At 55.7% G+C, this 23,255-nt stretch carries 18 protein-coding genes; 13 read left to right on the plus strand and 5 right to left on the minus strand.

The genetic code is table 11. The annotated features are described in order from the left end of the window. Positions 1-179: 179 nt before the first annotated feature. The 4 genes from topA to HNQ59_RS03020 form a co-directional block, all read right to left on the minus strand. Positions 180-2,471, minus strand: a complete 2,292-nt coding sequence (gene topA / locus HNQ59_RS03005; RefSeq protein ID WP_184035001.1) for a type I DNA topoisomerase — start codon at positions 2,469-2,471, stop codon at positions 180-182. A 56-nt stretch (positions 2,472-2,527) separates the two neighbouring features. Beyond that, complete coding sequence (locus tag HNQ59_RS03010) at positions 2,528-2,977, minus strand: Smg family protein (RefSeq protein WP_184035004.1); 450 nt, start codon at positions 2,975-2,977, stop codon at positions 2,528-2,530. 64 nt (positions 2,978-3,041) lie between these two features. Then, a complete protein-coding gene (dprA, locus tag HNQ59_RS03015; RefSeq protein WP_184035007.1) occupies positions 3,042-4,136 on the minus strand; it encodes a DNA-processing protein DprA in 1,095 nt (364 codons plus the stop codon). Further along, on the minus strand, positions 4,133-5,191 hold the full coding sequence (locus tag HNQ59_RS03020) for a LysM peptidoglycan-binding domain-containing protein (protein ID WP_184035010.1): 1,059 nt from the start codon (positions 5,189-5,191) through the stop codon (positions 4,133-4,135). Before HNQ59_RS03020 ends, dprA begins: the two co-directional genes overlap by 4 nt. Before the next feature lie 147 nt (positions 5,192-5,338). Between HNQ59_RS03020 and def the strand changes: the two genes are divergently transcribed. From def to tsaA, 12 genes are all read left to right on the plus strand, one after another. Beyond that, positions 5,339-5,845: a peptide deformylase gene (gene def, locus HNQ59_RS03025; RefSeq protein WP_184035013.1), complete on the plus strand. Its 507-nt coding sequence runs from the start codon at positions 5,339-5,341 to the stop codon at positions 5,843-5,845. Between the two features lie 27 nt (positions 5,846-5,872). Further along, entirely contained in the window at positions 5,873-6,802 is a 930-nt protein-coding gene (gene fmt / locus HNQ59_RS03030) for a methionyl-tRNA formyltransferase (protein ID WP_184035015.1), read from the plus strand. Between the two features lie 181 nt (positions 6,803-6,983). Beyond that, positions 6,984-7,838 carry a zinc metalloprotease HtpX gene (htpX, locus tag HNQ59_RS03035; RefSeq protein ID WP_184035019.1) on the plus strand — a complete coding sequence of 285 codons (855 nt, stop codon included), beginning with the start codon at positions 6,984-6,986 and terminating at the stop codon, positions 7,836-7,838. Beyond that, positions 7,838-9,118 (plus strand): 16S rRNA (cytosine(967)-C(5))-methyltransferase RsmB, encoded by a 1,281-nt coding sequence (gene rsmB / locus HNQ59_RS03040; RefSeq protein WP_184035022.1) that lies wholly within the window; start codon positions 7,838-7,840, stop codon positions 9,116-9,118. Before htpX ends, rsmB begins: the two co-directional genes overlap by 1 nt. Beyond that, positions 9,066-9,755, plus strand: a complete 690-nt coding sequence (locus HNQ59_RS03045) for a DUF4390 domain-containing protein (protein ID WP_184035025.1) — start codon at positions 9,066-9,068, stop codon at positions 9,753-9,755. Before rsmB ends, HNQ59_RS03045 begins: the two co-directional genes overlap by 53 nt. A gap of 7 nt (positions 9,756-9,762) precedes the next feature. Then, positions 9,763-11,883 (plus strand): sensor histidine kinase, encoded by a 2,121-nt coding sequence (locus HNQ59_RS03050; protein WP_184035029.1) that lies wholly within the window; start codon positions 9,763-9,765, stop codon positions 11,881-11,883. Positions 11,884-11,908: 25 nt separating this feature from the next. Beyond that, complete coding sequence (locus HNQ59_RS03055; RefSeq protein WP_184035031.1) at positions 11,909-13,177, plus strand: sigma-54-dependent transcriptional regulator; 1,269 nt, start codon at positions 11,909-11,911, stop codon at positions 13,175-13,177. Positions 13,178-13,361: 184 nt separating this feature from the next. Next, a complete protein-coding gene (gene trkA / locus HNQ59_RS03060; protein ID WP_184035034.1) occupies positions 13,362-14,735 on the plus strand; it encodes a Trk system potassium transporter TrkA in 1,374 nt (457 codons plus the stop codon). 6 nt (positions 14,736-14,741) lie between these two features. Further along, the gene (locus HNQ59_RS03065) at positions 14,742-16,199 is read left to right on the plus strand and encodes a TrkH family potassium uptake protein (protein WP_184035037.1); all 1,458 of its coding nucleotides are present in this window, start codon (positions 14,742-14,744) and stop codon (positions 16,197-16,199) included. Between the two features lie 116 nt (positions 16,200-16,315). Next, positions 16,316-18,064, plus strand: a complete 1,749-nt coding sequence (locus tag HNQ59_RS03070) for a PHA/PHB synthase family protein (protein ID WP_246490828.1) — start codon at positions 16,316-16,318, stop codon at positions 18,062-18,064. 657 nt (positions 18,065-18,721) lie between these two features. Further along, positions 18,722-20,743, plus strand: a complete 2,022-nt coding sequence (locus HNQ59_RS03075) for an NADPH-dependent 2,4-dienoyl-CoA reductase (RefSeq protein WP_184035040.1) — start codon at positions 18,722-18,724, stop codon at positions 20,741-20,743. 113 nt (positions 20,744-20,856) lie between these two features. Continuing rightward, on the plus strand, positions 20,857-21,558 hold the full coding sequence (tsaA, locus tag HNQ59_RS03080; protein WP_184035389.1) for a tRNA (N6-threonylcarbamoyladenosine(37)-N6)-methyltransferase TrmO: 702 nt from the start codon (positions 20,857-20,859) through the stop codon (positions 21,556-21,558). 88 nt (positions 21,559-21,646) lie between these two features. Here the strand turns inward: tsaA and HNQ59_RS03085 are convergent, their stop codons facing one another. Then, positions 21,647-21,796, minus strand: a complete 150-nt coding sequence (locus HNQ59_RS03085) for a hypothetical protein (protein ID WP_184035043.1) — start codon at positions 21,794-21,796, stop codon at positions 21,647-21,649. Positions 21,797-22,144: 348 nt separating this feature from the next. Between HNQ59_RS03085 and HNQ59_RS03090 the strand changes: the two genes are divergently transcribed. Next, the gene (locus tag HNQ59_RS03090; protein ID WP_184035045.1) at positions 22,145-23,161 is read left to right on the plus strand and encodes a Tim44 domain-containing protein; all 1,017 of its coding nucleotides are present in this window, start codon (positions 22,145-22,147) and stop codon (positions 23,159-23,161) included. Positions 23,162-23,255: the final 94 nt, after the last annotated feature.

The raw sequence follows: 23,255 nt of genomic DNA on the forward strand, positions 1-23,255 counted from the left end.
GCCCATCCATACCCTCTGTTGAGCCAGGCGATGACAAATACACGACTCGCGCCGGCTATCTGACAATTAATTGATTGCGCATCGACATATTTTCTGGTGTGTGCTCAACCCGTATCAAGTTACCTCGATACGGGGGGCCACATCAATGTCGCACGTCATGAGCAAGGCTTTGCTCGACCTCAGCTGCCCTCAGGTGGGGCGATCTGTTCGGCAAAGCCGCACTCCTTCTGAGGGCATACTTTCTCAGTGCCACGGCGCTTGGTCGTTTTCAGTGTCAACACCGGCCAGCCACATTTTGGGCAGGACTCATTGACCGGTGGGTTCCAGACTGCATATTTGCAGGTTGGGTACGTATTGCAAGAATAGAACATCTTGCCATATCGGCTCTTGCGTTCTATCAAGGTACCGGCCTTGCATTCTGGGCATGTGACGCCGGTGTCCTTTGGTTTTTCCAAGGGCTCGATGTGCTTGCATTTCGGGTAATTGGCACATCCGATGAATTTCCCATAACGCCCGGTTTTGATAATCAACTGCCCGCCATCGCTTGGGCAAACCCGCCCCTCGATCACGGTCGGTGCTTCTTCAACCTCCGCCTGATCTTCATTCAGGTTGCGGGTGTAATCACATTCCGGATAGCCAGTACAGCCGATGAATTTACCGCGCTTGCCAAGGCGGATGGCCAGCGGCTTGCTGCATTTCGGGCATGCTTCATCAATGGCTTCCTGGGTGATCTCCTGCCGGGAAATGTTCTGCTTTTCTTTGACTTGATTGTCAAAGCCTTGCCAGAACTCATCCAGTACGGGAATCCATTCGCGTTCGCCATTGGACACCTCATCCAGCTTATCTTCCAGCTTGGCGGTGAAGTTGTAATCGACGTAGGTTGCAAAATGCTCGGTCAGGAATTTGTTGACCACTTCGCCTACATCAGTGGGCACAAAGCGTTTCTTGTCGAGAATGACGTATTCGCGATCCTTCAAAGTCGAGATGATGCTGGCATAGGTGGATGGCCGGCCAATGCCGAATTCTTCCAATGCCTTGACCAGACTTGCCTCCGAGTATCGAGGGGGCGGCTGGGTGAAATGCTGCTCGCCATATAGCTTATCAACCGGCACGACATCACCCATTTCCAGTGGTGGCAGGCGGCCCTCATCATCTTCTTCCACATCATCTGCGTCTTCCTGATAGACCGCGATGAACCCTGGGAAGGTAAGAATCTGGCCGCTGGCGCGGAACAAAGTGGTGTCATCGTTGCCCACCGCCAGATCCAGGCTGGTGGTATCGAATTTGGCGGGGGCCATCTGGCACGACAAGGTTCGTTTCCAGATCATTTCATACAGCTTGAATTGCTCCGGCGACAAGAACGGCTTGACCAGCTCGGGTGTGCGCAGGATTGACGTGGGCCGGATGGCTTCGTGTGCTTCCTGTGCGTTTTTCGCTTTGCTCTTGTATGTGACTGGGTTGGCGGGCAGGTATGCCTTGTCGAATTGGCTGCCGATATAGTCACGGATCTCAGCTATGGCCTCATTTGCCAAGTTGACCGAGTCAGTGCGCATATAGGTGATCAAACCGACGATCCCGCTCCCGACATCAATCCCCTCATACAACTGCTGGGCGGTACGCATGGTGCGATCCGTTGTCATCCCAAGTTTGCGTACCGCTTCCTGTTGCATAGTCGAGGTGGTGAAAGGCGCTGCTGGACTACGAGTCTTTTTGCGCTTCTCGACTTTGACAATACGTGCTTCGTTGCCGTTGGCCTGAATCGCCGACAACACCTCATGTTGGCGCGCTTCGTTGGGAATGCTGAATTGCTCCAGCTTTTCGCCCTTGAACTGGAACAGTTTGGCACCAAACTTCTGACGACCTTTGTGGCTGTCCAGATGAATCGTCCAGTATTCCTCCTGCTTGAATGCGCGGATCTCCAGCTCACGCTCGCAGATCAACCGTAATGCTGGGCTTTGTACCCGGCCCGCAGACAAACCACGCCGGATCTTTTTCCAGAGCAGAGGCGAGAGGTTGAAACCCACCAGGTAATCCAATGCCCGGCGGGCTTGCTGGGCGTTGACCAGATCCATCGAGATGGCACGCGGGTTGGCGACGGCGTCTTTGACGGCGGTCTGCGTGATCTCGTGGAATACAACCCGCTGAATGTTCTTGTCTTTCAGCAGGCGTTTGTTTTTGAGAATCTCCAGGATATGCCAGGAGATCGCTTCGCCTTCGCGATCCGGGTCAGTCGCCAGATAGATGTTTTCGGCCTCTTTGACCGCTGTGGCGATGGCATCTACGTGTTTCTGGTTACGGTCGATCAATTCGTATTTCATGGCGAATTGATTGGCTGTATCCACTGCCCCCTGTTTGGGGATCAGGTCTCGTACATGGCCGTAAGAGGCAAGGATCTCGAAATCCTTGCCCAGGTATTTTTTCAGTGTCTTGGCCTTGGAAGGCGATTCGACAATCAGCAGGTTTGTGGGCATCGTATCAATAAAAAATGCGCGTAAAGCGCATTAATCGGGGCCAGAAAAGCATGCAATCAATGCATCTGATCTGGCGCGTGATTAAGCAACTCTTCAACCAAGAGCGCGTCCATGGGCTCGCGTTGATTCCATAACACCATCAGCGTGGTGACCTTGGTATGCTCGATGCTGGCGCCTCTGTCCTTCAGGGCCAGTAACCGATCAATGACCAATTCCCGCTGTACTGGCGTGATGGCATTGGCTTGCTCAAGGAAGTATAGGAAACCTCTGCTTTCCGCATCCAGTGCCATCAATTCTTCTTCAGCATAGACTCGTAAACCACCACTGTTGACCGAAGCAGAGTATGCCTCGGACTTTGCATCCAGATCGGCCAGCCAGTCCAGCGCCTCATCGATGTCTTGGTGGTCGAAGCCTGCGACCGACAGTTTACGCGATAGCGTGTCCCAATCGGGACGGAAATCCGCGCCGTAATACTGCTCAAACAGGAAAACCAGTACATCGAACATATTAAAGTGTCTCACGAATCCTGAGGGAACTGACTTGCCGCTATTCCTGCATCGTAACGAGGAATCATGCCAATCGCTGATAGCGATTGCCCGGCAAGCTGGCCACCTGGCCGTCCAACTCCAGTTTTAACAGGATGGCGCATACCTTATCCGGCGTCAAGCGACTACGATCGCACAGGCTATCAACATTGACTGGATCGTAGCCCATGTATTCCAACATCCGAGCGGCCTCTGGATCATCCTCTGATTGGCTGGAAGGCGTGTTCCGGCTGACTGTTGGTGCGCTGCACCAACCCAGCTCATCCAAGATGTCCTGAGCTGTCTCCACCAATTTCGCACCTTGTTTGATCAGCGCATGACAGCCCTTGGCTACGGGGGAGTGGATGGAGCCTGGGATGGCGAAGACCTCTCGCCCTTGTTCCGCAGATAGGCGGGCGGTGATCAACGACCCACTCTGTAACGCGGCCTCGACTACTAGGCAGCCGAGGCTCATACCACTGATCAGGCGGTTACGTCTGGGAAAGTTGGCTGCCAAGGCTGGGATGCCCAGAGGGTATTCTGACAGGATCGCGCCATGCAGTGCCAGCTGATGTGCCAAGTCACGATTGCTGGCCGGATAGACGCGATCAAGCCCTGTCCCGACCACTGCAATGCTGCTACCTCGACCTGCCAGACCACCTTCATGTGCGGCACGGTCGATGCCCAATGCCATACCGCTGACAATGGTCAAGCCAGCTTGACTGAGTGCTTCTGAAAAGGCGCGTGCGTTTTGTTCGCCTTGTGGGGTGGCATGACGGCTGCCTACCACGGCCAGCATGTTTTCACATAGTAGTGCGCGTCGCCCTTTCAGATAGAACATGGCGGGCGGGTCGCTTGTTTCCAATAGCCCCTTGGGGTAATCGGCGTCAGCCAGCGTGATCAGATGATTGTTGGGTTCCGCAAGCCATGTCAGTGTCTGGGACAGCAATGTCTCGTTCGGACCAGCCAGAAAGGCATCCAGCTGCTTGGGTTTAAGATGGGGAGCCAGCTGAGTACGAGAGGCCCCACAAACAGCATCCGGACTGCCGAATGCCTTCAGAAGGCTGAGTTGGGCGGGGGCAGAAAGGCCGGGGATCAGCCCCAGCCTGAGCCAGGGCTGATATTCACCCAAACCGGTCAAGGCTGACGAACCTCGTCGTTCAACTCGATGGGGCGATCTGCGTTGGTAACCAGGGCGTAAGAGACACGATCGAAAACGCGGAACACGAATGCTAGGCCATTGCGCTCGGAAGGCGTATAGATGGTCTCATCGCGCGGATTTTCCTTCACGATCGGGCGCCCTTGCTTGTAGAGCGCGACGACATGTCCGATTTCCAGGCCGTCTTGCAAGCCCTTGTTGATGATCATGATCGAGTATTGTCCGCCAATCGATACGCCGCCATAGTTGGCAATCACGCGTCCCTTCAGATCAAAATCCGGCGCGTGGGGCACGTAGTTGAATACGTCCTGGCGTGTCGCCGGGACCAAGCGGTCATTGATCAATACTTCCTGCTTGGTGCTGGTGATGCGCAAGGTGGTGACCTTGTCGTCTTTCTTCAGTGCGCGGGCATCGCCAAGATAAATTGCTTCATAACCCAGCAGCTCCTTGCCATCTTTGCTATCCGGGTTGTACAGCGGTCGACCCTTACGGAAGATCTGCCAGTGGCCGGTGCTTTCTTCGTCTTTGATCCCTACTGCGTATGCATTTTCACCTTCAGCCACAATCACGCGGCCATCTTCAGTCTGGGCAATGCGCGGGGCGGCTTGCAGCTGGCTCTCGCTGACCACCAGGGGCTGACTGAGATAGGGCTCGATCACGGATGGAGCAATGGTGGGCACGGCAAATTGGTACAATTCCTCCACGCGGACCTGTGGCTTGAGCTTCAGCATGCCATTACCGATGTTTTCACCTTTGCGCTTGAGGCGAAGGCGTGGCGAGCCGTCAGAGAGATCCAGCATGATCACGTCACCTGGGTAGATCCAGTGCGGGTTCTTGATCTCGTCTTTGTTCAAGCGCCAAATCTCGGGCCAGCGCCAAGGCTGTTTCAGGAAGCGACCGGAGATGTCCCATAGGGTATCCCCTTTGACGACCACATATTGATCAGGTACGTTCTCGCGTAGCTTGAGCTCATCGGCTCTTGCATGCGCGGCAAACACGCTACCCAGCAAAACTAACGATATAATACTTTTACGCATTGAAGAGCCTCGCTCACGACCTTGCTTAAGTTATTGTTGTCTGGAGGAGATGGGGTGCTGGTTAAGCCCGGCGTGATTATCCAGACTGCATGATTCTTTAGAATCTTATTAGATTCTGCATCCGAATTATTCAAGTGGCAAGTAATAATGGCGATATTGAACATTCTGCATTACCCAGATGAGCGCTTGCATACAGTGGCTCAACCAGTTACGGACTTTGGGCCGGATTTGCAAAAACTGATCGATGACATGGCAGAAACCATGTATGCCGCTCCCGGCGTCGGGCTGGCGGCAACGCAGGTGGATGCGCATATCCAACTGTTTGTCGCTGATGTCAGCGAGGAGCAGAACACACTGATGGTATTCATCAATCCGCGTATAACCAAGCTGGATGGTGACTGCGAGCTGGAAGAGGGTTGCCTTTCCGTTCCTGGGATTTATGACAAAGTCCAGAGTCGTGCAAAATCCGTGACTGTGGAGGCCATGGACCGTCACGGTAAACCATTCACGCTGGATGCGGATGGATTGCTTTCCCTGTGTATTCAGCATGAACTAGATCACCTGAAAGGCAAGGTATTTGTTGAATACCTTTCCCGCCTGAAACAGGATCGCATCATGACCAAACTTAAAAAGAACCGTCGCAAGTCGATGTGAGTGTTCTCGGACGGAATCGAAGACCGCATGAAACTGATTTTTGCAGGTACGCCCGCATTCGCGGCGGCGTCGCTTGATGCCTTGATCAAGGCAGGGCATGACATCCCCTTGGTGTTGACGCAACCAGATCGCCCGGCGGGGCGGGGTATGAAGCTCATGCCCAGTGCGGTCAAGCAACTGGCATTGGAGCACGGGCTGACGGTAGCGCAGCCGCTGACGCTCAAGGATGTTGCGGTTCAGCAGCAGCTGGCCGATATCCAGGCTGATGTGATGGTGGTGGCGGCCTATGGCCTGTTGTTGCCGCAAGCGGTGCTGGATATTCCTAGGCATGGCTGCTTGAATGTGCATGGCTCTCTCTTGCCAAGATGGCGCGGCGCGGCGCCGATCCATCGTGCCATTCAGGCGGGTGATGGCGAAACAGGCATCACCATCATGCAGATGGAGGCCGGTCTGGATACTGGCCCAATGCTACTGAAGAAGTCGTTGCCGATCACGGACACCGATACGACGGCTGATTTGCACGACAAATTGGCGGCGATGGGGGCGGAGTCGATTGTCGAAGCGCTGGCGCTGCTCAAGGATGGGGCATTGCCAGGTGAGCGTCAGGATGATGCACTGGCCAATTATGCAGCCAAGCTGACCAAGGCGGAGTCAGTCATGGATTGGAAGCTGCCTGCAGCGCAGGTTGCCCGTACTATCCGTGCATTCAACCCGTTTCCCGGTGTGGTGGCCGATTGGCAGGGGGAGCCATTGAAATTGTGGATGGCACAGGCTGTGGTGGGTGAAGGTGAGCCAGGCAGGGTACTGAAAGCGGATGGTGAAGGTATCGTTGTGGCGTGTGGCAGCGGCGCTGTATGTCTGACCGAATTACAGCGGGCAGGTGGGAAGCGTCTGAGTGCCGCCGCATTGTTGGCTGGCCTGCCGATCAAAGCTGGCGAGCGATTCACCTGTCAGTAATGGCTTGTGGTAGCTGTTGTCATCAATCATCTTGCCTTGATTTTCAGTGATTTAATACCATTTCCAGTATGTCCTCTGCCGGTTGAGCGGCAGGGGCATCATCACGATTGATCAATTTGTCAGACTGAGGGCATATGCGTGCCAGCGGGGTGCTGACTGACTTTTTTACAGAGTAAGGATCATGTTCGGCAATTGGATGAAGACCGCCATCCTGATGGCGGCAATCGTGGCTTTGTTTGGTCTGCTGGGCGCGGTGATCGGTGGCAAGACCGGCATGATGCTGGCCTTGCTGTTTGGTATCGGTATGAATGCTTTCGCCTACTGGAACTCCGATCAGTTGGTATTGCGTATGTACAATGCCCAGGAGGTGGATGCTCATTCCGCGCCCGAGCTTTACCAGATGGTGCAGGAGCTGGCCCAGCATGCCGGCCTGCCGATGCCTCGGGTGTATGTCATCGATGAGCATCAGCCGAATGCTTTCGCCACTGGGCGTGATCCCGAACATGCTGCCGTGGCAGCGACCACTGGCATCATGCAGATGCTCACCTATCGTGAGCTGCGTGGTGTCATGGCGCATGAGCTGGCGCATGTGAAAAACCGCGATACGTTGATTTCAACGATTTCCGCTTCGGTGGCTGGTGCTATCTCGGTGCTGGCCAATTTTGCCATGCTGTTCACCGGTGGGCAGGATAGAGAGCGGAGCGTGAACCCGATTGTGGCGCTGCTGGTGATGATTTTTGCACCGATGGCAGCCACTTTGATTCAAATGGCCATCTCCCGCGCCCGAGAATTCGAGGCAGACTGGGGAGGGGCTGTGATTTCCCAGGATCCGCAAGCGTTGGCGATGGCGCTGCAGAAGATCGATGCCTATGCGAGAGGAATCCCGCTCAACACCGCCGAAGCTCACCCGGAGACCGCACAAATGATGATTATCAACCCCTTGTCTGGCGCTGGCCTGGCAGGGCTGTTCCGTACCCACCCCGCTACCGAAGAGCGCGTAGCCCGATTGATGCAGATTGCCAGGGGTGAAGTCTGATGCTGGCGATACAACGTGGTGCCATGCAAGTGGTCAGTGAAGTGCTGGCTGGTCGCAACCTGAATGACGCGCTGTCCCAGCACTTTCGCCAGTATTTCCGGCTGGAGCCCGCAGAGCGGGCTGCCATTCAAGACATCAGCTATGGCACTCTGCGCCACTTGGGCTGGTTGCGGGCTGTGTTGTCCAAGCTGTTGCTGAAGCCCCTGACTGATCCGCAGCTGGAGCCCCTGCTGCTGATCGCCATCTATCAGCTGGAGTATACGCGCGCGGCGCCATATGCCATCGTTGATCATGCGGTGACTGTGACAACCAAGATCGGCGCTGGTGGGGCCAAGGGGCTGGTCAATGCCATCTTGCGCAATTTTCAACGCCAGCGTGAAACCTTGTTGAAATTAGGTGAGCGAAACGAGGTGGCCTGCTATTCCCACCCGCAGTGGTGGATCAATCTGCTCAAGAAGCATTACCCGACAGAATGGCAAGCCATGCTGGCCACAGCCAACAGCCATCCACCCATGACCTTGCGGATCAATGCCCGCAAGACGGATGCACCTGCTTACCTCAAGTTGCTGGCGGAAGCGGGTATCGCTGCCAAATGGCTGGATGATGCAGCGATACAGCTGCTGGAAGCCGTACCGGTTACCCGGCTACCTCAGTTCGCAGAGGGATGGGTGTCGGTACAGGATGAAGGCGCACAACTGGCCGCCAAGCTGTTGGATCTGCAGGAGGGGCAATCTGTATTGGATGCCTGCGCCGCGCCTGGCGGCAAAACCTGTCATATGCTGGAAATGGCAAAAGTGGACGTGATCGCCATTGATCATGATGAAGCCCGCCTAAGCCGGGTGCATGAGAACTTGAGCCGTTTGCAGCTGTCTGCCACGGTGAAATGCGGGGATGCCGCCAAGCCGACGGAGTGGTGGGATGGCAAGCCGTTTGACCGGATTCTTGCCGATGTGCCTTGCAGTGCATCAGGGGTGGTGCGTCGTCATCCGGACATCAAGTGGTTACGTCGGGAAACCGATATTGCGCAATTTGCAACACAACAGGCAGAAATTCTCGATGCCCTTTGGCCCTTGCTGGCAGAGGGTGGTAAATTGCTTTACGCTACTTGCTCCATTTTCCCGCAGGAAAACGGCGAGCAGATCAACGCATTTTTGGCCCGACATGAGGATGCCGTGTTGCTGCCGCTGGCGGGAGAGATACAACAACAATTAACGCCAAACGCGAGACATGACGGTTTTTATTACGCACTGCTGGCGAAAGGAGCGCCCCCCGCTCGCTGATACGCCAACGACACATGCCGCTCAGCGCGCAGTGCGTGGCTTGGCGTTGGCCGCTGGTGGCTGGCTGCATTTGGCGGTGCGGTGGGTGGCCTGTCTGCTGGCTGCTTTGCTGTTGATTGCCAACCCAGCTGATGCTGAGGGCATTGTGGTTCAGAATGCATCTTTGCAGTTGCAGGATGATCATTATGTGGTGGATGCCACCTTCAACGTCACATTGAACCCGACGTTGGATGAGGTGTTACATAAAGGCGTCCCCCTGTATTTCCTGACTGAGTTCGAAATCGTCAAACCGCGCTGGTATTGGGCATATCGCCAGCTGGCCTCGTGGTTTGACAACACCGCCCGCCTGGAAGCCCGCTTGACTTACAACGCGCTGACCCGCAAGTATCGGGTTGGCTATGGCTCGCTGTATCAAAGTTTCTCATCCTTATCCCAAGCGCTTTCGGCCTTGGGCGCTGTGCGAAACTGGTCGGTGACGGATGCCGGCAATCTCACCAAGGGGCGTCAGTACGAGGGCAGGGTGAGAATGCGGCTGGATGTCTCACAGCTTCCCAAGCCTTTCCAGATCAACGCAATTGGTACGCAAGAGTGGGACATCGCGTCTGAATGGCGCAATGTGGCCGTCTCCAGCGAGTAACCCCGCCATGCGTTATCTCGTCATCATCGGTGCAGTTTTAGGCACCATCCTGCTGTTCCTGCTCGCAACAGCCAGTAGCAACACCTCCGGCTTGGCTGTGCACTATTGGGAGCTGTTTGCGCTCAATGGATTGATGCTGCTGGTGCTGTTGGTCATTTTGGTCCGGCAGCTGTTGCGTTTGCGATGGCGGTTGAAGGAGCAGGTGTTTGGTTCCAAGCTGACCTTGCGGCTGGTGCTGATGTTTGCCGCATTGACCATCTTGCCGGGTGCCATGGTCTACACCGTGTCGGTGCAGTTCCTGACGCGATCCATCGAGGGCTGGTTCAATGTCAATGTAGAAAAGGCACTGGATCGTGGTTTGGTCTTGGGTCAGACAGCGTTACACCACCAGCTGGACAACCTGGTTTCGACCACCTCAATTGTCTCTGCGCGGCTACGCGACGACAACGGCATCATCAACCCTGGTCGGTTGGGCGTCATGCGTGCACAGTATCAGGTGCAGGAGTTGGCCTTGTTCAACACCAATGGCCGACTGATCGCCATGGCCAGCGCGGGGGGGAAGGACGCGCCAGTGTTCTATCCAGATGGCGCCATGCTCAAAGAGGCGTTCGAGTCCAATTATCGGGGGGTCGAAAACGATATCAATGGTGGGCTGTTACTACGCTCGGTGCAGCGTGTGGAGGATATCAAAGGCGCACCCATGCTGCTGCAAGCCATACAACCGGTCCCTCAGGGGTTGTCCGATGATGCGGAGCTGGTAGAGCGTGTCCGGGCTGATTACAAACAATTGTCATTGTCCCGTGCCGGGCTGAAGGTCATCTACAGCCTGACGCTGACATTGACCATGCTGTTGGCGGTGCTGCTGGCGCTGGCGCTGGCATTTGTCCTGAGCGACCGCTTGTCGGCTCCCTTACGGGCATTGGCTGCAGGGACGCGTGCCGTGGCCCAAGGGGACTTCTCACAACGGCAACCGGTTACCAGCCGTGACGAGCTGGGCATCCTCACACAATCATTCAACCTGATGACCCGCCAGCTGGCAGAGGCCAGTGAAACGGTCGATCGCAATCAGTCGCAGCTGGAAGCCGCAAGAGGCTATCTGGAAGGGGTATTGGTGACCTTGACCAGCGGCGTGTTGACGTTTGATGAACGATTCCGCTTGCGCGCAGTCAATCCCAGCGCAAGTTATATCCTGGGGTTGGATCTGGAGCGTTTCCGAGGTGTGAAATTGAACGCATGGGCGGAAGATCTGCCAGATCTGCATGGGTTCTGCGATACCATTCAACAGGGTTTCGCCAATCAAGAGCCCAAGCAGTGGCAGCACCAGCTGGATTGGATGAGCAAGGCAGGGCGGCGTGTGTTGTTGCTACGCGGTGCGCGATTACAGCGTGGTGCGGACAATGGCGTAGTGGTGGTGTTCGATGACATCACCGAGCTGATGCAGGCCCAGCGTGATGCTGCCTGGGGTGAGGTGGCCAAGCGCCTGGCGCATGAGATCAAAAACCCGCTGACCCCGATCCAGCTCTCGGCTGAGCGCATCCAGCATCGGCTGAACGATAAGTTGGAGCAGGCCGATGCTGATATGTTGGATCGCGCCACCAAGACCATCGTCAAACAGGTGAACGAGTTGAAGAAGATGGTGGATGCATTCAAGGACTATGCACGTCAACCTGCCACCAAGCTGAAATTACTGGATCTTAATCAGCTGTTGGGTGAAGTGCTGGTACTATATGAAGCAACGCCATTCCTGCGGTTGCAGCTTTCCAATACACCGTTATGGGTAATGGGGGACGCGACATTATTGCGACAAGTGATGCATAATTTGTTGCAGAATGCGCAAGATGCGGTGGTAGAACAACCGACACCGCAATTGTCGGTCGAGGCTGCAGTGATCCACCATAAGGTGCTGGTGATGGTGGCCGACAATGGGTGCGGTATTCCGCCCGATATGCTGAGCAGGGTGTTCGAGCCCTATGTCACCACCAAGCAAAAAGGAACTGGCTTGGGTTTGGCGATCGTCAAGAAAATCATTGACGAGCACAGTGGTGTGATCCATATCACCAACATTGAGCCGCACGGCGTGCGGGTCACGATTGAATTCCCTTTGGCCGAGGCGCCAGCCACGGCCTAGGCCGTAAACAGAATGAAGTGGGCACATGCCAGGTAAGCACATCCTGATCGTCGATGACGAAATCGGTATTCGTGAGTTGCTGTCGGAAATCCTTCAAGACGAAGGCTATGACATCAAACTCGCTGAAAATGCCGAACAAGCCAGACAATGGCGTAACCAAACCCGGCCCGATCTGGTATTGCTGGATATCTGGATGCCTGATTGTGATGGGGTCAGCCTGTTGAAGGAATGGGCCAACAATGGTCAGCTGACCATGCCCGTGGTGATGATGTCTGGCCATGGCACCATCGAGACAGCGGTGGAAGCCACCCGCATTGGTGCCATTGACTATCTGGAAAAGCCGATCGGCCTGCAGAAGCTGCTCTCCACCGTCAGCCGGGCAATCAAGACTGGTGTTGGACATGGTGGCAGTGACCTGTCGCTGGCGAATCTGGGCAAAGGCAATGCGATCCAAGAGCTGAAGCGCCAGCTGGATCTGGTTCAGCCCTTGAAAACACCGATCCTGTTGTTGGGTGAGCCCGGCGTCGGTTTCGAGAGCTGCGCCCGTTTCCTGCAACATGCCAACACGCCATTTGTTGCGCCCGAGCAGATCGAGCGGGCGTTGGATGCCCCTGCAGACTTATTGCAGCAGACGACCAATGGCGTCTTGTTTCTGCGGGAGATCGGGCGGCTTGGCACCCGTGCGCAACAGGGGCTGTTGCAGGTGGTCGCCAAGCTGGACAAATTCAATATCCGCTTGGTGTGTGCCACCTGTCGGCCATTGGTCGAATTGACACAGGATCGCAACTTCGATGCGGGTCTGTTCGCGACGATCAGCGTGTTGCAGATCCCCGTGCCACCGCTCAAGGCGCATCGGGAAGATGTACCTGAATTGGCGCATCAGATATTGGACAGGTTGGTCGAAGAAAAGAAAGTCCCTCCACGCCGGTTCAGCGTTGCAGCCCTAAATGCACTACGCAATCATGATTGGCCGGGCAACCTGGAGCAACTACGTAATCTGGTCGCCACCTTGGCCATGACCTCCACCAGTGACGAGATCGGGGTGAACGAGGTCAATCGCCTGCTGGCGCCATACGCAATGCAGCAGACTCTGGGCTGTGGCGAGGCGCTGGATCTGCCCTTGCGGGAGGCGCGTGATATCTTCGAGCGCCATTACTTCGAGCACCATATCAAGCTGGAAAACGGCAATATGAGCCGTGTAGCCGAGAAAGTCGGTCTGGAGCGCACGCACCTGTATCGCAAGCTCAAGCAACTCGGCATTCGTTTTTCGAAGCGTACCACAGAGGAAAGCTGAGGGTAGCCGGACAGGTAATCGACCGCGCGTCCGGCTCGGTCAATGTCCCATTTCCTTCCGGGGGTATTTCCCATGCGGCGAGGCCATCAGGTGATGCGTCGGCATGCCCCCCGCTCACAGCGCCAACCAGGGCTGTCCTGAATTTGCATCTATAACAAATTAACTTGCTTGGGTTGAGGTCAGCTTGAAAATACTGATCGTGGGCGGAGGTCGTGTAGGCGCCTCTGCTGCTGAGTATCTGGTTCGTGAAGACAATGACATCACGGTCATCGACCATGATGAAGCCTGCTTGAAATACTTGCAAAGTCGCTTTGATCTGCGTGTGGTGGTCGGGAGTGCGGCCAATCCGGCGGTGTTGGAACAGGCTGGCGCAGCTGATGCAGATCTGTTGCTGGCGTTGACTCCCAGTGATGAGATGAATCTGGTGGTTTGCCAGCTTTGTCGTGTGTTGTATCAAACCACCACCCGCATTGCCCGTGTACGCTCCAGTGGATTTGCCCGCTATGGCGAGGATTTCCTGCGGGAGCATTTCGGCGTCCACCGTGTCATCTGTCCGGAAGCGATCGTCACTGACTATATCGATCGTTTGTTGGATTACCCAGAGGCCTTGCAGGTGATCGATCTGGCTGGCGGCAGGCTGCGTCTGCTGGGTGTACGTGTCCGTTACGATGGGATGATGGTCGGTAAGAAATTGAGGGAAATCCGCGAGCATCTGGTCGACATCGATTGTCGGGTCGCGGTGATCTATCGAGGTGAACGGCCTATCTTCCCAAGTGGCGATACCAAGATCCAAGAAGGTGATGAGGTCTTTTTCATGGCCGCCACCGCCAATCTGGACAAGGTCTTGCGGGAATGGTGCGGCCAGCAGCGGCGGGTCAAGCGTGTCATCATCGCCGGGGGCGGTAATATCGGCTACCGCTTGGCCAAGCAGTTGGAGCGGGACTGCAATGTCAAATTGATTGAACATAACGCCAATCGTGCGACCTGGCTGGCGGAGCACCTGCATCAGGCGTTGGTGTTTCAGGGGGATGCGACCGACGAAAAATTGCTGGATGCGGAAAACATCGACGAAGCTGATGTATTTCTGGCATTGACCAATGATGACGAAGACAATCTGATGTCCGCCATGTTGGCCAAACGCATGGGAGCCAGGAAGACCATTTCGCTGATCAACCGTGCAGCTTATGTCGAGGTGGCACAGGGCAGTCGCATCGATATTGCCATTTCACCTGCGCAGCGCATGATTGGCCCGCTGCTCGCAACACTACGGCGCGGCGATGTGGTGGGGGTGCACAGCCTGCGGCATGGCTTGGCAGAGGTCATTGAGGCGGTCGTGCATGGTGATCAGAAGACATCTCACCTGGGGGGGCGGCAGATTGCGGATGTGGCACTGCCAACCGGCTGCGTGATCGGGGCGCTGGTGCGCGGCGATGAGGTGATGATGGCACATGGTGAGACTGTCATTGCAGACGGCGACCATGTCATTTTGTTTGTCGATAACCGGCGCATGATCCCGAAGGTGGAAAAACTGTTCCAGGTCAAACTTGGGTTCCTGTGATCCGCCATGCATAAGATTCTTCCGATTGCAAATGTACTGGGCAAGTTGATTGTCTTGTTCGGCACATTATTCGTCTTTCCCTTGTTGGTTTCCTATATCGCAGACGATGGGCAAGCCGCTGATTTCTGGGTTGCAATGGGGGTGGTGTTGCTGATCGGCGGCACGCTGTGGATCTGCACCCACCGCTATGTGCGTGAGCTGAAGCCGCGAGATGGATTCATGCTGGTGGTGCTGCTGTGGACTGGGTTTGCAGCAGTGGCGACGGTTCCGTTGATGCTGGCCATCGAAGGGCTGAGTTTCACCGATGCCTATTTCGAAACCATGTCCGCCTTGACGACGACTGGTGCAACAGTGCTGTCGGGGCTGGATCATCTGCCTGCTTCCATCAACTTCTGGCGACACTTTCTGAATTGGGTCGGTGGCATGGGCATCATCGTGTTGGCCGTCGCAGTGCTGCCACTGTTGGGCGTGGGGGGCATGCAGCTCTATAAAGCCGAGACACCCGGGCCGATCAAGGATTCCAAGCTCACCCCGCGCATCACCGAGACAGCAAAGAATCTATGGCTGATCTATGCGGCCCTGACCTTGTTATGCGCCCTTGCGCTGAAGCTCGCCGGCATGTCGTGGCTGGATGCAGTCTGCCATGCGTTTGCGGCCCTGAGTCTGGGCGGGTTGTCCACACACGATGCCAGCGTGGGCTATTTTGACTCCCCCCTGATCGAAGCGATACTGATCGTGTTCATGTTGCTGGCCGCCATGAATTTTGCAACACACTTCGTAGCCTGGCGCGAACGGCGGATCAGAGCCTATTGGCGGGACTACGAGGCCATGTCGATGCTGGTGCTCATTGGTATCAGCATCGTCGTGTTGGCCGTATACCTACGGTATTGGGGGCCATACGCGTATTTCCCCAATGCGTTGCGACACGTCGCGTTCAATCTGGTGTCGATTGCCACCGATTGTGGCTTTGTCAGTATGGATTATGACCGCTGGCCACCTTTCGCCCCATTGTGGATGCTGTTTCTCTCCTGTATTTGTGCCAGCTCCGGCTCGACGGGTGGAGGGATCAAGATGATCCGCACATTGATTCTGTCGCGCCAAGCCTCGCGAGAGATGTTGTCGCTATTGCATCCAGCAGTGGTGCATCCGGTCAAGATCGGCCCAGCCGTCATTCCCAACAGCGTGGTATCGGCAGTGTTGGGGTTCATCTTTGTCTATTTCATGAGCATTGCCACCCTGACATTCATGCTGACCGCCAGTGGCATGGATTTCGTATCGGCATTCAGCGCGATCATCGCATGTATCAACAACGCCGGGCCGGGTTTGGGGCAGGTTGGGCCCGCATTCAACTACCAGAGCCTGGGTGATGTGCAGACCTGGATCTGTACCCTCGCTATGCTGCTGGGGCGATTGGAAGTATTCACCTTACTGATTTTGTTCAACCCAGCTTTCTGGCGGCGTTAGGATTTGGCATCAAACAGTGCCCAAACGTCTTGGCGATGTTGCATTGCGCAAACTATGCTGAGATATGGAACTGAGGCATGACCCAGTTTGTCAACTTTGACTTTCAGGAGCCCATCATGACCGCTCGAGATTTCAACCCTGCCTGTGGCCCGCTAGACCGCGAGAGTTGTGAGCGGTTGATGTCCCTACAGCATCGGATCGGTGACGCGCTTGACCCTTTTGGCGTCTCCACCACGATCTTACGTGCGCAGCAAGCCTGGCTGGCACACCCCAAAGAGCTGACGGATGCCTGGTGGACATTCATGGCTGATCTGTCGCGGGTGCAATCGCATCTGATGGTCAGAGCAACCGGGCTGGCTGCGCCAGACGTGATCGATGTCAAACCAGACGATGCCCGATGGTCTGACCCGGTATGGGAGGAGCTGCCATTCTGGGATATCACCAAGGAATGGTACCTGATGTGCACCCACTGGCTTCAGGATGCCCTGTATCAAACTCCTGGCCTGCCGGAAGCGGAACGTAGCCGAGGCGCGTTCTGGATTCGCAAATGGTTGAATGCCATTGCACCGACAAATTTCTTTTTCCTCAACCCCGTTGCAATGCGTAAATTTTCCGAAAGCAACGGGGAAAGCCTGATCCGTGGTTTGAATAACCTGATTCAGGACATGCGGGAGGGTGACATCTCCATGACCGACAAGCGACCCTTTCAGGTGGGGAGCAATCTTGCTACCACGCCGGGCGCGGTGGTCTTTCGTAATCGGGTGCTGGAAGTCATTCAATATACCCCGACCACGGATCAAGTGCGGGCGGTGCCCTTGGTGATCATCGCGCCGTGGATCAACAAATATTACATTCTTGATCTGAACAGCAAGAAGAGCCTGGTCAAGCATTTTGTCGATCAAGGCTTCACAGTTTTCATCACCAGCTGGTGCAACCCCGGGGCAGACATGGCTGATGCCACATTTGATGACTACGTGGTGGATGGCATTGATAAGATCATCCAGGTCGCTCGCTCCGTCACCAAATCCGACCAGGTCAATGCGGTAGGGTATTGCCTGGGCGGCACAGGCCTGGCCATCTACATGGCGTGGCTGGCCAAGCGCTATGACAAGATCGATGATATGCCGGTGAAGAGCTGGACACTGTTCACGACCTTGACCGACTTTGCCCGACCGGGGGATGTCGAGGTCTTCATCAACGAAGCTGGCTTGCAAGCCATCGACCGGACTATTGACCAGAAAGGCTATCTGGATGGCAAGGAGATGGCCTTGACATTCCGCATGCTGCGCTCCAATAGCCTGATCTGGCACTATTGGGTGCACAACTACCTGTATGGTGAAACCCCGCCAGCTTTTGATGTGCTGTTCTGGAATGTGGACACCACCCGTATGCCGGGAGAGATGCACAAATATTATTTGCGGGAGTTCTATCTGCAGAACAAGCTGATCCAGCCCAATGCGTTGAACATCGCGGGGGAAAAGATCAATCTACGCGATATCCAAGTGCCTTTGTACGCCGTTGGTGCGGAGGAAGATCATATCGCGCCTTGGAAACAGACCTTTTCCTTGATGGGGCTGGTCAGCGGTCCGAAAACCTATACCCTGTCCACGTCTGGTCATATCCTGGGCATCGTCAACCCGCCAGTCAACCCACCCAAGCGCAGCTATTGGTCAGGCATACCCAAAGGAAATGAATCCGCCGATGAGTGGCGGGCCAAGCAGGCAAAAGTATCGGGTAGCTGGTGGGAGCACTGGACAGATTGGCTGACACCCCATGCGGGCGAATGGGTCAAGCCGCCAACCATGGGGAATCGTACCTACAAGAAGCTGGTGGATGCTCCAGGTACCTATGTCTTGGTGAAATAGGAAGTGATCACGAGCCCTTCAGTAAAGGGCCTCGCTGAGATCAGCGAGTTTGCTCTGATGTGGGTGCGGGCAAGCACTCGGGGTCAACCCATCTGGATGACTGTTCCATCTGGGCCAGTGATTCAAATGTGGTTGCCGATGCAGGCACTTCACATGGCGATTGCTCCCGATCTTGAATCCGCACGTATGCGGATGGGCTGGCGGTAAACCAGCTCACGGCCAAGACCGCACCAACCAGACGTAGGCCGGGGCGGGTTGAGTGAAAGTGAGATAGGCGTAAAGACCACTTCATGGGCCGGCACTTTGCCATATTTTTCTGCAATGCACAAATGAATGGTGCTAAATATATGCGACTAGGCTTTGGTGTCAGCTAACATGATGATTTTGCTTGTTGTCAATGTGGCTTCATATTTGCGAGTCCGGGTTGACATTTGCATCGTGGTGCCTTGTCTTCCCTGGTTATAATGCATATTCTGGCTTTTTGCACCGCAGCAAGAAAACAACGTTTTATGCACCCTGAAGACCAAGGTGCCGTGACAATAGCATCCAAGCCATATCGAGAATCCAGCCCTATCGATTGACAGCTTACTAACTAGTAAGTACATTTTTCTGATTGCACATCATCATTCCATCTCGTGATCGGAAAAAGGAGACACCATGTCCAACTACCCACACCTGTTGGCCCCGCTAGATCTGGGCTTTACCACTTTGCGCAACCGCACGCTGATGGGGTCGATGCATACCGGCTTGGAAGAGGCGCCCAATGGCTATGCGCGCATGGCCGCGTTTTACGCTGAGCGTGCCAGGGGCGGGGTCGGTCTGATCGTAACCGGTGGGATCGCGCCCAATGAGCAGGGTCTGGGCATGGCAGGCGGCTCCAAGCTTTCGACAGAAGCAGAAGCAGCGCACCACCGCGTCGTGACTGAGGCGGTGCATCGTGAGGGCGGGAAGATCGCTTTGCAGATCCTGCACACCGGTCGTTATTCCTATCAATTGAACCCTGTGGCACCCAGTGCGCTGCAAGCGCCGATCAACCCCTTTCCGCCCGTGGAGCTGACAGCGGAGCAGGTCGAGAAGACCATCGATGACTATGCCCACTGTGCCTGGTTGGCGCAATCGGTTGGCTATGATGGCGTCGAGATCATGGGCTCAGAGGGTTATCTGATCAATCAGTTCATCGCGGCGAAGACCAATAAGCGAACCGACCAATGGGGCGGCAGCTATGAGAACCGCATCCGGTTCGCAATCGAGATTGTCCGTCGCACCCGCGAGCGGGTCGGCCCGAATTTCATCATCATCTATCGCCTGTCGATGTTGGATCTGGTCGATGAAGGTTCGAATCTGGAAGAGGTCATCCAATTGGCGAAAGCGATCGAGCAGGCTGGCGCCACGCTGATCAATACTGGTATCGGCTGGCATGAAGCGCGTATTCCGACCATTGCGACCATGGTGCCTCGCGCCGGGTTTGCATGGGTGACCAAAAAACTCCGTGGCCATGTGACCATTCCATTGATCACCACCAACCGCATCAATACGCCAGAGGTTGCAGAGCAGGTGCTGGCGGATGGCAATGCGGACATGGTATCGATGGCTCGGCCTTTCCTGGCGGATGCCTTCTTCGTCAATAAGGCTGCAGCGGGCAAGGCAGACGAGATCAATACCTGTATTGGCTGTAATCAAGCCTGTCTGGATCATATCTTTGTGGCTAAGATGACCAGCTGCTTGGTGAACCCACGTGCTTGCCACGAGACGGAGTTGAACTACCTGCCCACCGCCAACAAGAAGAAACTGGCCGTGGTAGGAGCGGGCCCGGCAGGTTTGAGCTTCGCGACTGTGGCGGCGCAGCGCGGCCATGAAGTGACCTTGTTCGAGTCCCAATCGGAGATCGGCGGGCAGTTCAATATCGCTAAACAGATACCCGGCAAGGAAGAATTCTACGAAACCATCCGTTACTTCCGCCGTCAAGTCGAGCTGACAGGGGTCAACGTTCGGCTGAATACCCGTGTGACCGCACAACAGCTGATCGACGGCGGGTTTGATGAAGTGGTGCTGGCCACAGGCATTTCACCGCGCAAACTTGATCTGGCAGGGGTCGACCACCCCAAGGTGCTGAACTACATCGACGTGCTGCGGGACAAAAAAGCAGTTGGTCAATCGGTGGCGGTGATCGGGGCGGGTGGGATCGGCTTTGATGTGGCTGAATACCTGACGCACGAGGGCGTCAGCCCCAGTCTGGATATCGACAAATACCTGAACGAGTGGGGCATCGACCAGACCATCGAAAATCGTGGCGGCTTGAAGCGCCCACATATCGAGCAGAGCCCACGCAAGGTCTATCTGCTGCAGCGCAAGACCAGCAAAGTGGGAGATGGGCTCGGCAAGACCACCGGTTGGATTCACCGTACCTCGTTGAAAAACAAGCAGGTAGAGATGATTCCTGGCGTCTCTTACGAGAAAATCGATGATGACGGCCTGCATGTTACGGTCGGGGGCAAGTATCAAGTGCTGCCTGTGGACAATGTGGTCATCTGTGCAGGCCAGGAGCCGCTACGAGAGCTGAAAGACGCGGTGGAAGCGGCAGGCAAGACCGTTCATCTGATAGGCGGCGCGGATGTGGCCGCGGAGCTTGATGCCAAGCGTGCCATCAATCAAGGCACCCGTTTGGCGGCCAGCATCTGATCCAGGCCGACGTAGGTCAAACAACCCATGGCGTTGTGCCATGGGTTTTGTTTGACAGTATAGCCGCAGTTTCATGGGACAATATGGGCTGAATGACACTGTTCCGGCCCGCTATGCAACTCAACCTGTCCCCCATCGGGTTTATCGAAAGCTGCTTCAAAGAGAAATTCGGCATCCCCCGACAACCGGGGCTGGTCACGGCGGCGCGTGCCCGGCTCAAACTGATTGCGCCATATGATCGCGAAGAGGCGGTGCGCGGTCTGGACGGTTTTTCTCACATTTGGCTGATTTTTGGTTTTCATGGCACGGCAGAACAAGGCTGGAAGCCGACCGTGCGACCACCCAGGCTGGGTGGCAACAAACGCCTTGGCGTCTTTGCCACGCGGTCAACATTTCGGCCCAATCCGCTGGGGCTGTCGGTTGTCCGATTGTCGGCAGTGGATACAACCGCAGGCGTGGTGTTGTCGCTGAGCGGGGCTGATCTGCTGGATGGGACACCGGTGTATGACATCAAGCCTTATCTGCCCTATGCCGACATCCTGCCTGATGCAAGTGGGGGGTTTGCGCCGGATGAGCCCGATCAAAGCATGCCCATTCACTTCTCCGACCTGGCCTTGCAGCAGCTGGCGCAAGCCCGGTCGGCGTATCCAGACTTACAGGTGCTGATTGAACAGATGTTGCGCTACGACCCGCGCCCCGCTTATTTCGGGGCATCTGAGCGAGACAAGCCGTTTGGTGTTCGCCTGTATGAATTTGACGTGAAATGGCGCATTGAGGCGGGGGGGGCGCTGGTGCTGGCTGTTGAGCGTGTTTGAGTAGGCAAGGTGCCAGGGTCAAGCGGCGATCTGAAAAACAAACAGCCAAATCCGATATGCAGACTTGGCTGTCAGCAAGTATTCATGATCAACGTGACATCTTACGGCGATCGGGGTGTTTGCGCCGTTCGTGTCTGGTGTAGATGACAGTTGGCCAAGGGCTGCGCCGTTCACCAATCCGCTTGTCCTGAAGTGGCTGATTGGGGTCTGGCAGAACATGATGCCATTCTCGGGTCATGGGCTTTGCTCCTCTCTGATAGGCTGCGATCAAGCAGGGCGTGCATGCACGATGCTGTACATCGTATCAAGGTGTGATTGCCCTAACATCTTGATTTGATGTTAGTCGCTTTGTATGTATTTACAAGCGGTCTTGAAATAGGAACCAAACACCCGCATGTAATGTCTTAAAAGCTGTTTGCAAGTGGCGATGCAACCGTGATTAGGCGTCGGGCATTGCTCCGTGTCCTCGCGTATTGCATATCCGTCCCGGTGCAAGTGGGTGGCTTGTTTCTGCATGGCCATCGCTCGCGCCTTTTGCGCACAGCTTCTTAAACCATGAAATGTCATGTGCAAGGAGAGCACGTTAATGAAACCTAAATTGAACCTGTTGGTTGCTTCTTTGGCAGCTGCTGCCATGCTGGCCGCGCCTTTTGCCGAGGCCGGCAGGTTGGGTGGCGGCAAGAGCAAGGGTATGAGCCGCAGCACCACCGCACGACCTGCACCCAGCTATAATACGCCTGCGCCGCAGGCCATGCCCCAGCGCCCGATCGGGCAGCCTGCACGGGTGGCACCTGCTGCAAAAAGCGGCCCGGGCTGGGGTGGCGTGGCGGCAGGTGCAGTTGCAGGCGCTGCTGCGGGTTATATGGTCAGCGAGGCATTGAAAGATGATCCCAAGGCTGCACCGACCGCACAGCAGCCAGCAACAAGTGGTGCGGCGTTACCTGGCCCGGATACGGCACAGGCCAACCAACCCGCGCCCATTGCCCCAGCCCAATTGACCAATCCTTCTTCACCTGCTCCAAGCTCCTTCCCATGGGGCATGGCACTGCTGTTGGGTGGTTTGACCGTCGTTGGCTTCATGCTGTTCCGTCGTAAGGCGGGCGCACCGGCCATGGCAGGTGGCGCACCTTATACTCCGGCCATGGCCGGTAATGTGGGTGGCGCGGACAATCGCGTCTTCAAAATCGGTGGTGGTTTGGCACCGGCGGCGGCTAGTGCGTCGGCTGTAACAGGCCGTCTGACAGATGGCACCGAAGTACCTGCCTTTTTAAGGCAGGCCCGTGCGTCATTCATGCACCTGCAAACCCTGAACTCACCAGATAGCGTTGAAGAGTTGCGTAAGTACCTGACACCTGATCTATATGAATCAGTCAGGCTCGATGTGATGACCAACAAAGATGTGGCAGAGTTTCCGGAGCTGGATGCAGAGGTGATCGAAAGCACCATCGAATCGGGCCAGCATATTGCCACTGTCCGTTTCTATGGCCGTGTCAGCGAATCGCTGAACAGCCCAACTCAGCCGTTTGAAGAGTTGTGGCATTTTATCAAGCCGGAGCACAACAACACCGCCAAGTGGTTGGTGGCTGGTATTCAGCAGGTTTGATGGCTGTTGTATGAGCACTGGCCGTGCCGAGATCCGTGCACGGCTTGTGCGCTGAGAGGATACCGCGTAATTTTTGCCGGTCATGGATGCCATG

It is taken from the genome of Chitinivorax tropicus, assembly GCF_014202905.1.
Lineage (GTDB): Bacteria > Pseudomonadota > Gammaproteobacteria > Burkholderiales > SCOH01 > Chitinivorax > Chitinivorax tropicus.

Excerpts from the sequence above, each read along its gene's own strand:
- HNQ59_RS03050 (WP_184035029.1), top strand. The coding sequence starts at position 9,763 with ATGCGTTATCTCGTCATCATCGGTGCAGTTTTAGGCACCATCCTGCTG.
- HNQ59_RS03085 (WP_184035043.1), bottom strand. The coding sequence starts at position 21,796 with ATGACCCGAGAATGGCATCATGTTCTGCCAGACCCCAATCAGCCACTT.
- HNQ59_RS03075 (WP_184035040.1), top strand. The coding sequence starts at position 18,722 with ATGTCCAACTACCCACACCTGTTGGCCCCGCTAGATCTGGGCTTTACC.
- HNQ59_RS03090 (WP_184035045.1), top strand. The coding sequence starts at position 22,145 with ATGAAACCTAAATTGAACCTGTTGGTTGCTTCTTTGGCAGCTGCTGCC.
- rsmB (WP_184035022.1), top strand. The coding sequence starts at position 7,838 with ATGCTGGCGATACAACGTGGTGCCATGCAAGTGGTCAGTGAAGTGCTG.
- HNQ59_RS03070 (WP_246490828.1), top strand. The coding sequence starts at position 16,316 with ATGACCGCTCGAGATTTCAACCCTGCCTGTGGCCCGCTAGACCGCGAG.
- htpX (WP_184035019.1), top strand. The coding sequence starts at position 6,984 with ATGTTCGGCAATTGGATGAAGACCGCCATCCTGATGGCGGCAATCGTG.
- topA (WP_184035001.1), bottom strand. The coding sequence starts at position 2,471 with ATGCCCACAAACCTGCTGATTGTCGAATCGCCTTCCAAGGCCAAGACA.
- HNQ59_RS03055 (WP_184035031.1), top strand. The coding sequence starts at position 11,909 with ATGCCAGGTAAGCACATCCTGATCGTCGATGACGAAATCGGTATTCGT.
- HNQ59_RS03010 (WP_184035004.1), bottom strand. The coding sequence starts at position 2,977 with ATGTTCGATGTACTGGTTTTCCTGTTTGAGCAGTATTACGGCGCGGAT.
- tsaA (WP_184035389.1), top strand. The coding sequence starts at position 20,857 with ATGCAACTCAACCTGTCCCCCATCGGGTTTATCGAAAGCTGCTTCAAA.
- HNQ59_RS03065 (WP_184035037.1), top strand. The coding sequence starts at position 14,742 with ATGCATAAGATTCTTCCGATTGCAAATGTACTGGGCAAGTTGATTGTC.
- HNQ59_RS03045 (WP_184035025.1), top strand. The coding sequence starts at position 9,066 with ATGACGGTTTTTATTACGCACTGCTGGCGAAAGGAGCGCCCCCCGCTC.
- HNQ59_RS03020 (WP_184035010.1), bottom strand. The coding sequence starts at position 5,191 with ATGCGTAAAAGTATTATATCGTTAGTTTTGCTGGGTAGCGTGTTTGCC.
- def (WP_184035013.1), top strand. The coding sequence starts at position 5,339 with ATGGCGATATTGAACATTCTGCATTACCCAGATGAGCGCTTGCATACA.
- fmt (WP_184035015.1), top strand. The coding sequence starts at position 5,873 with ATGAAACTGATTTTTGCAGGTACGCCCGCATTCGCGGCGGCGTCGCTT.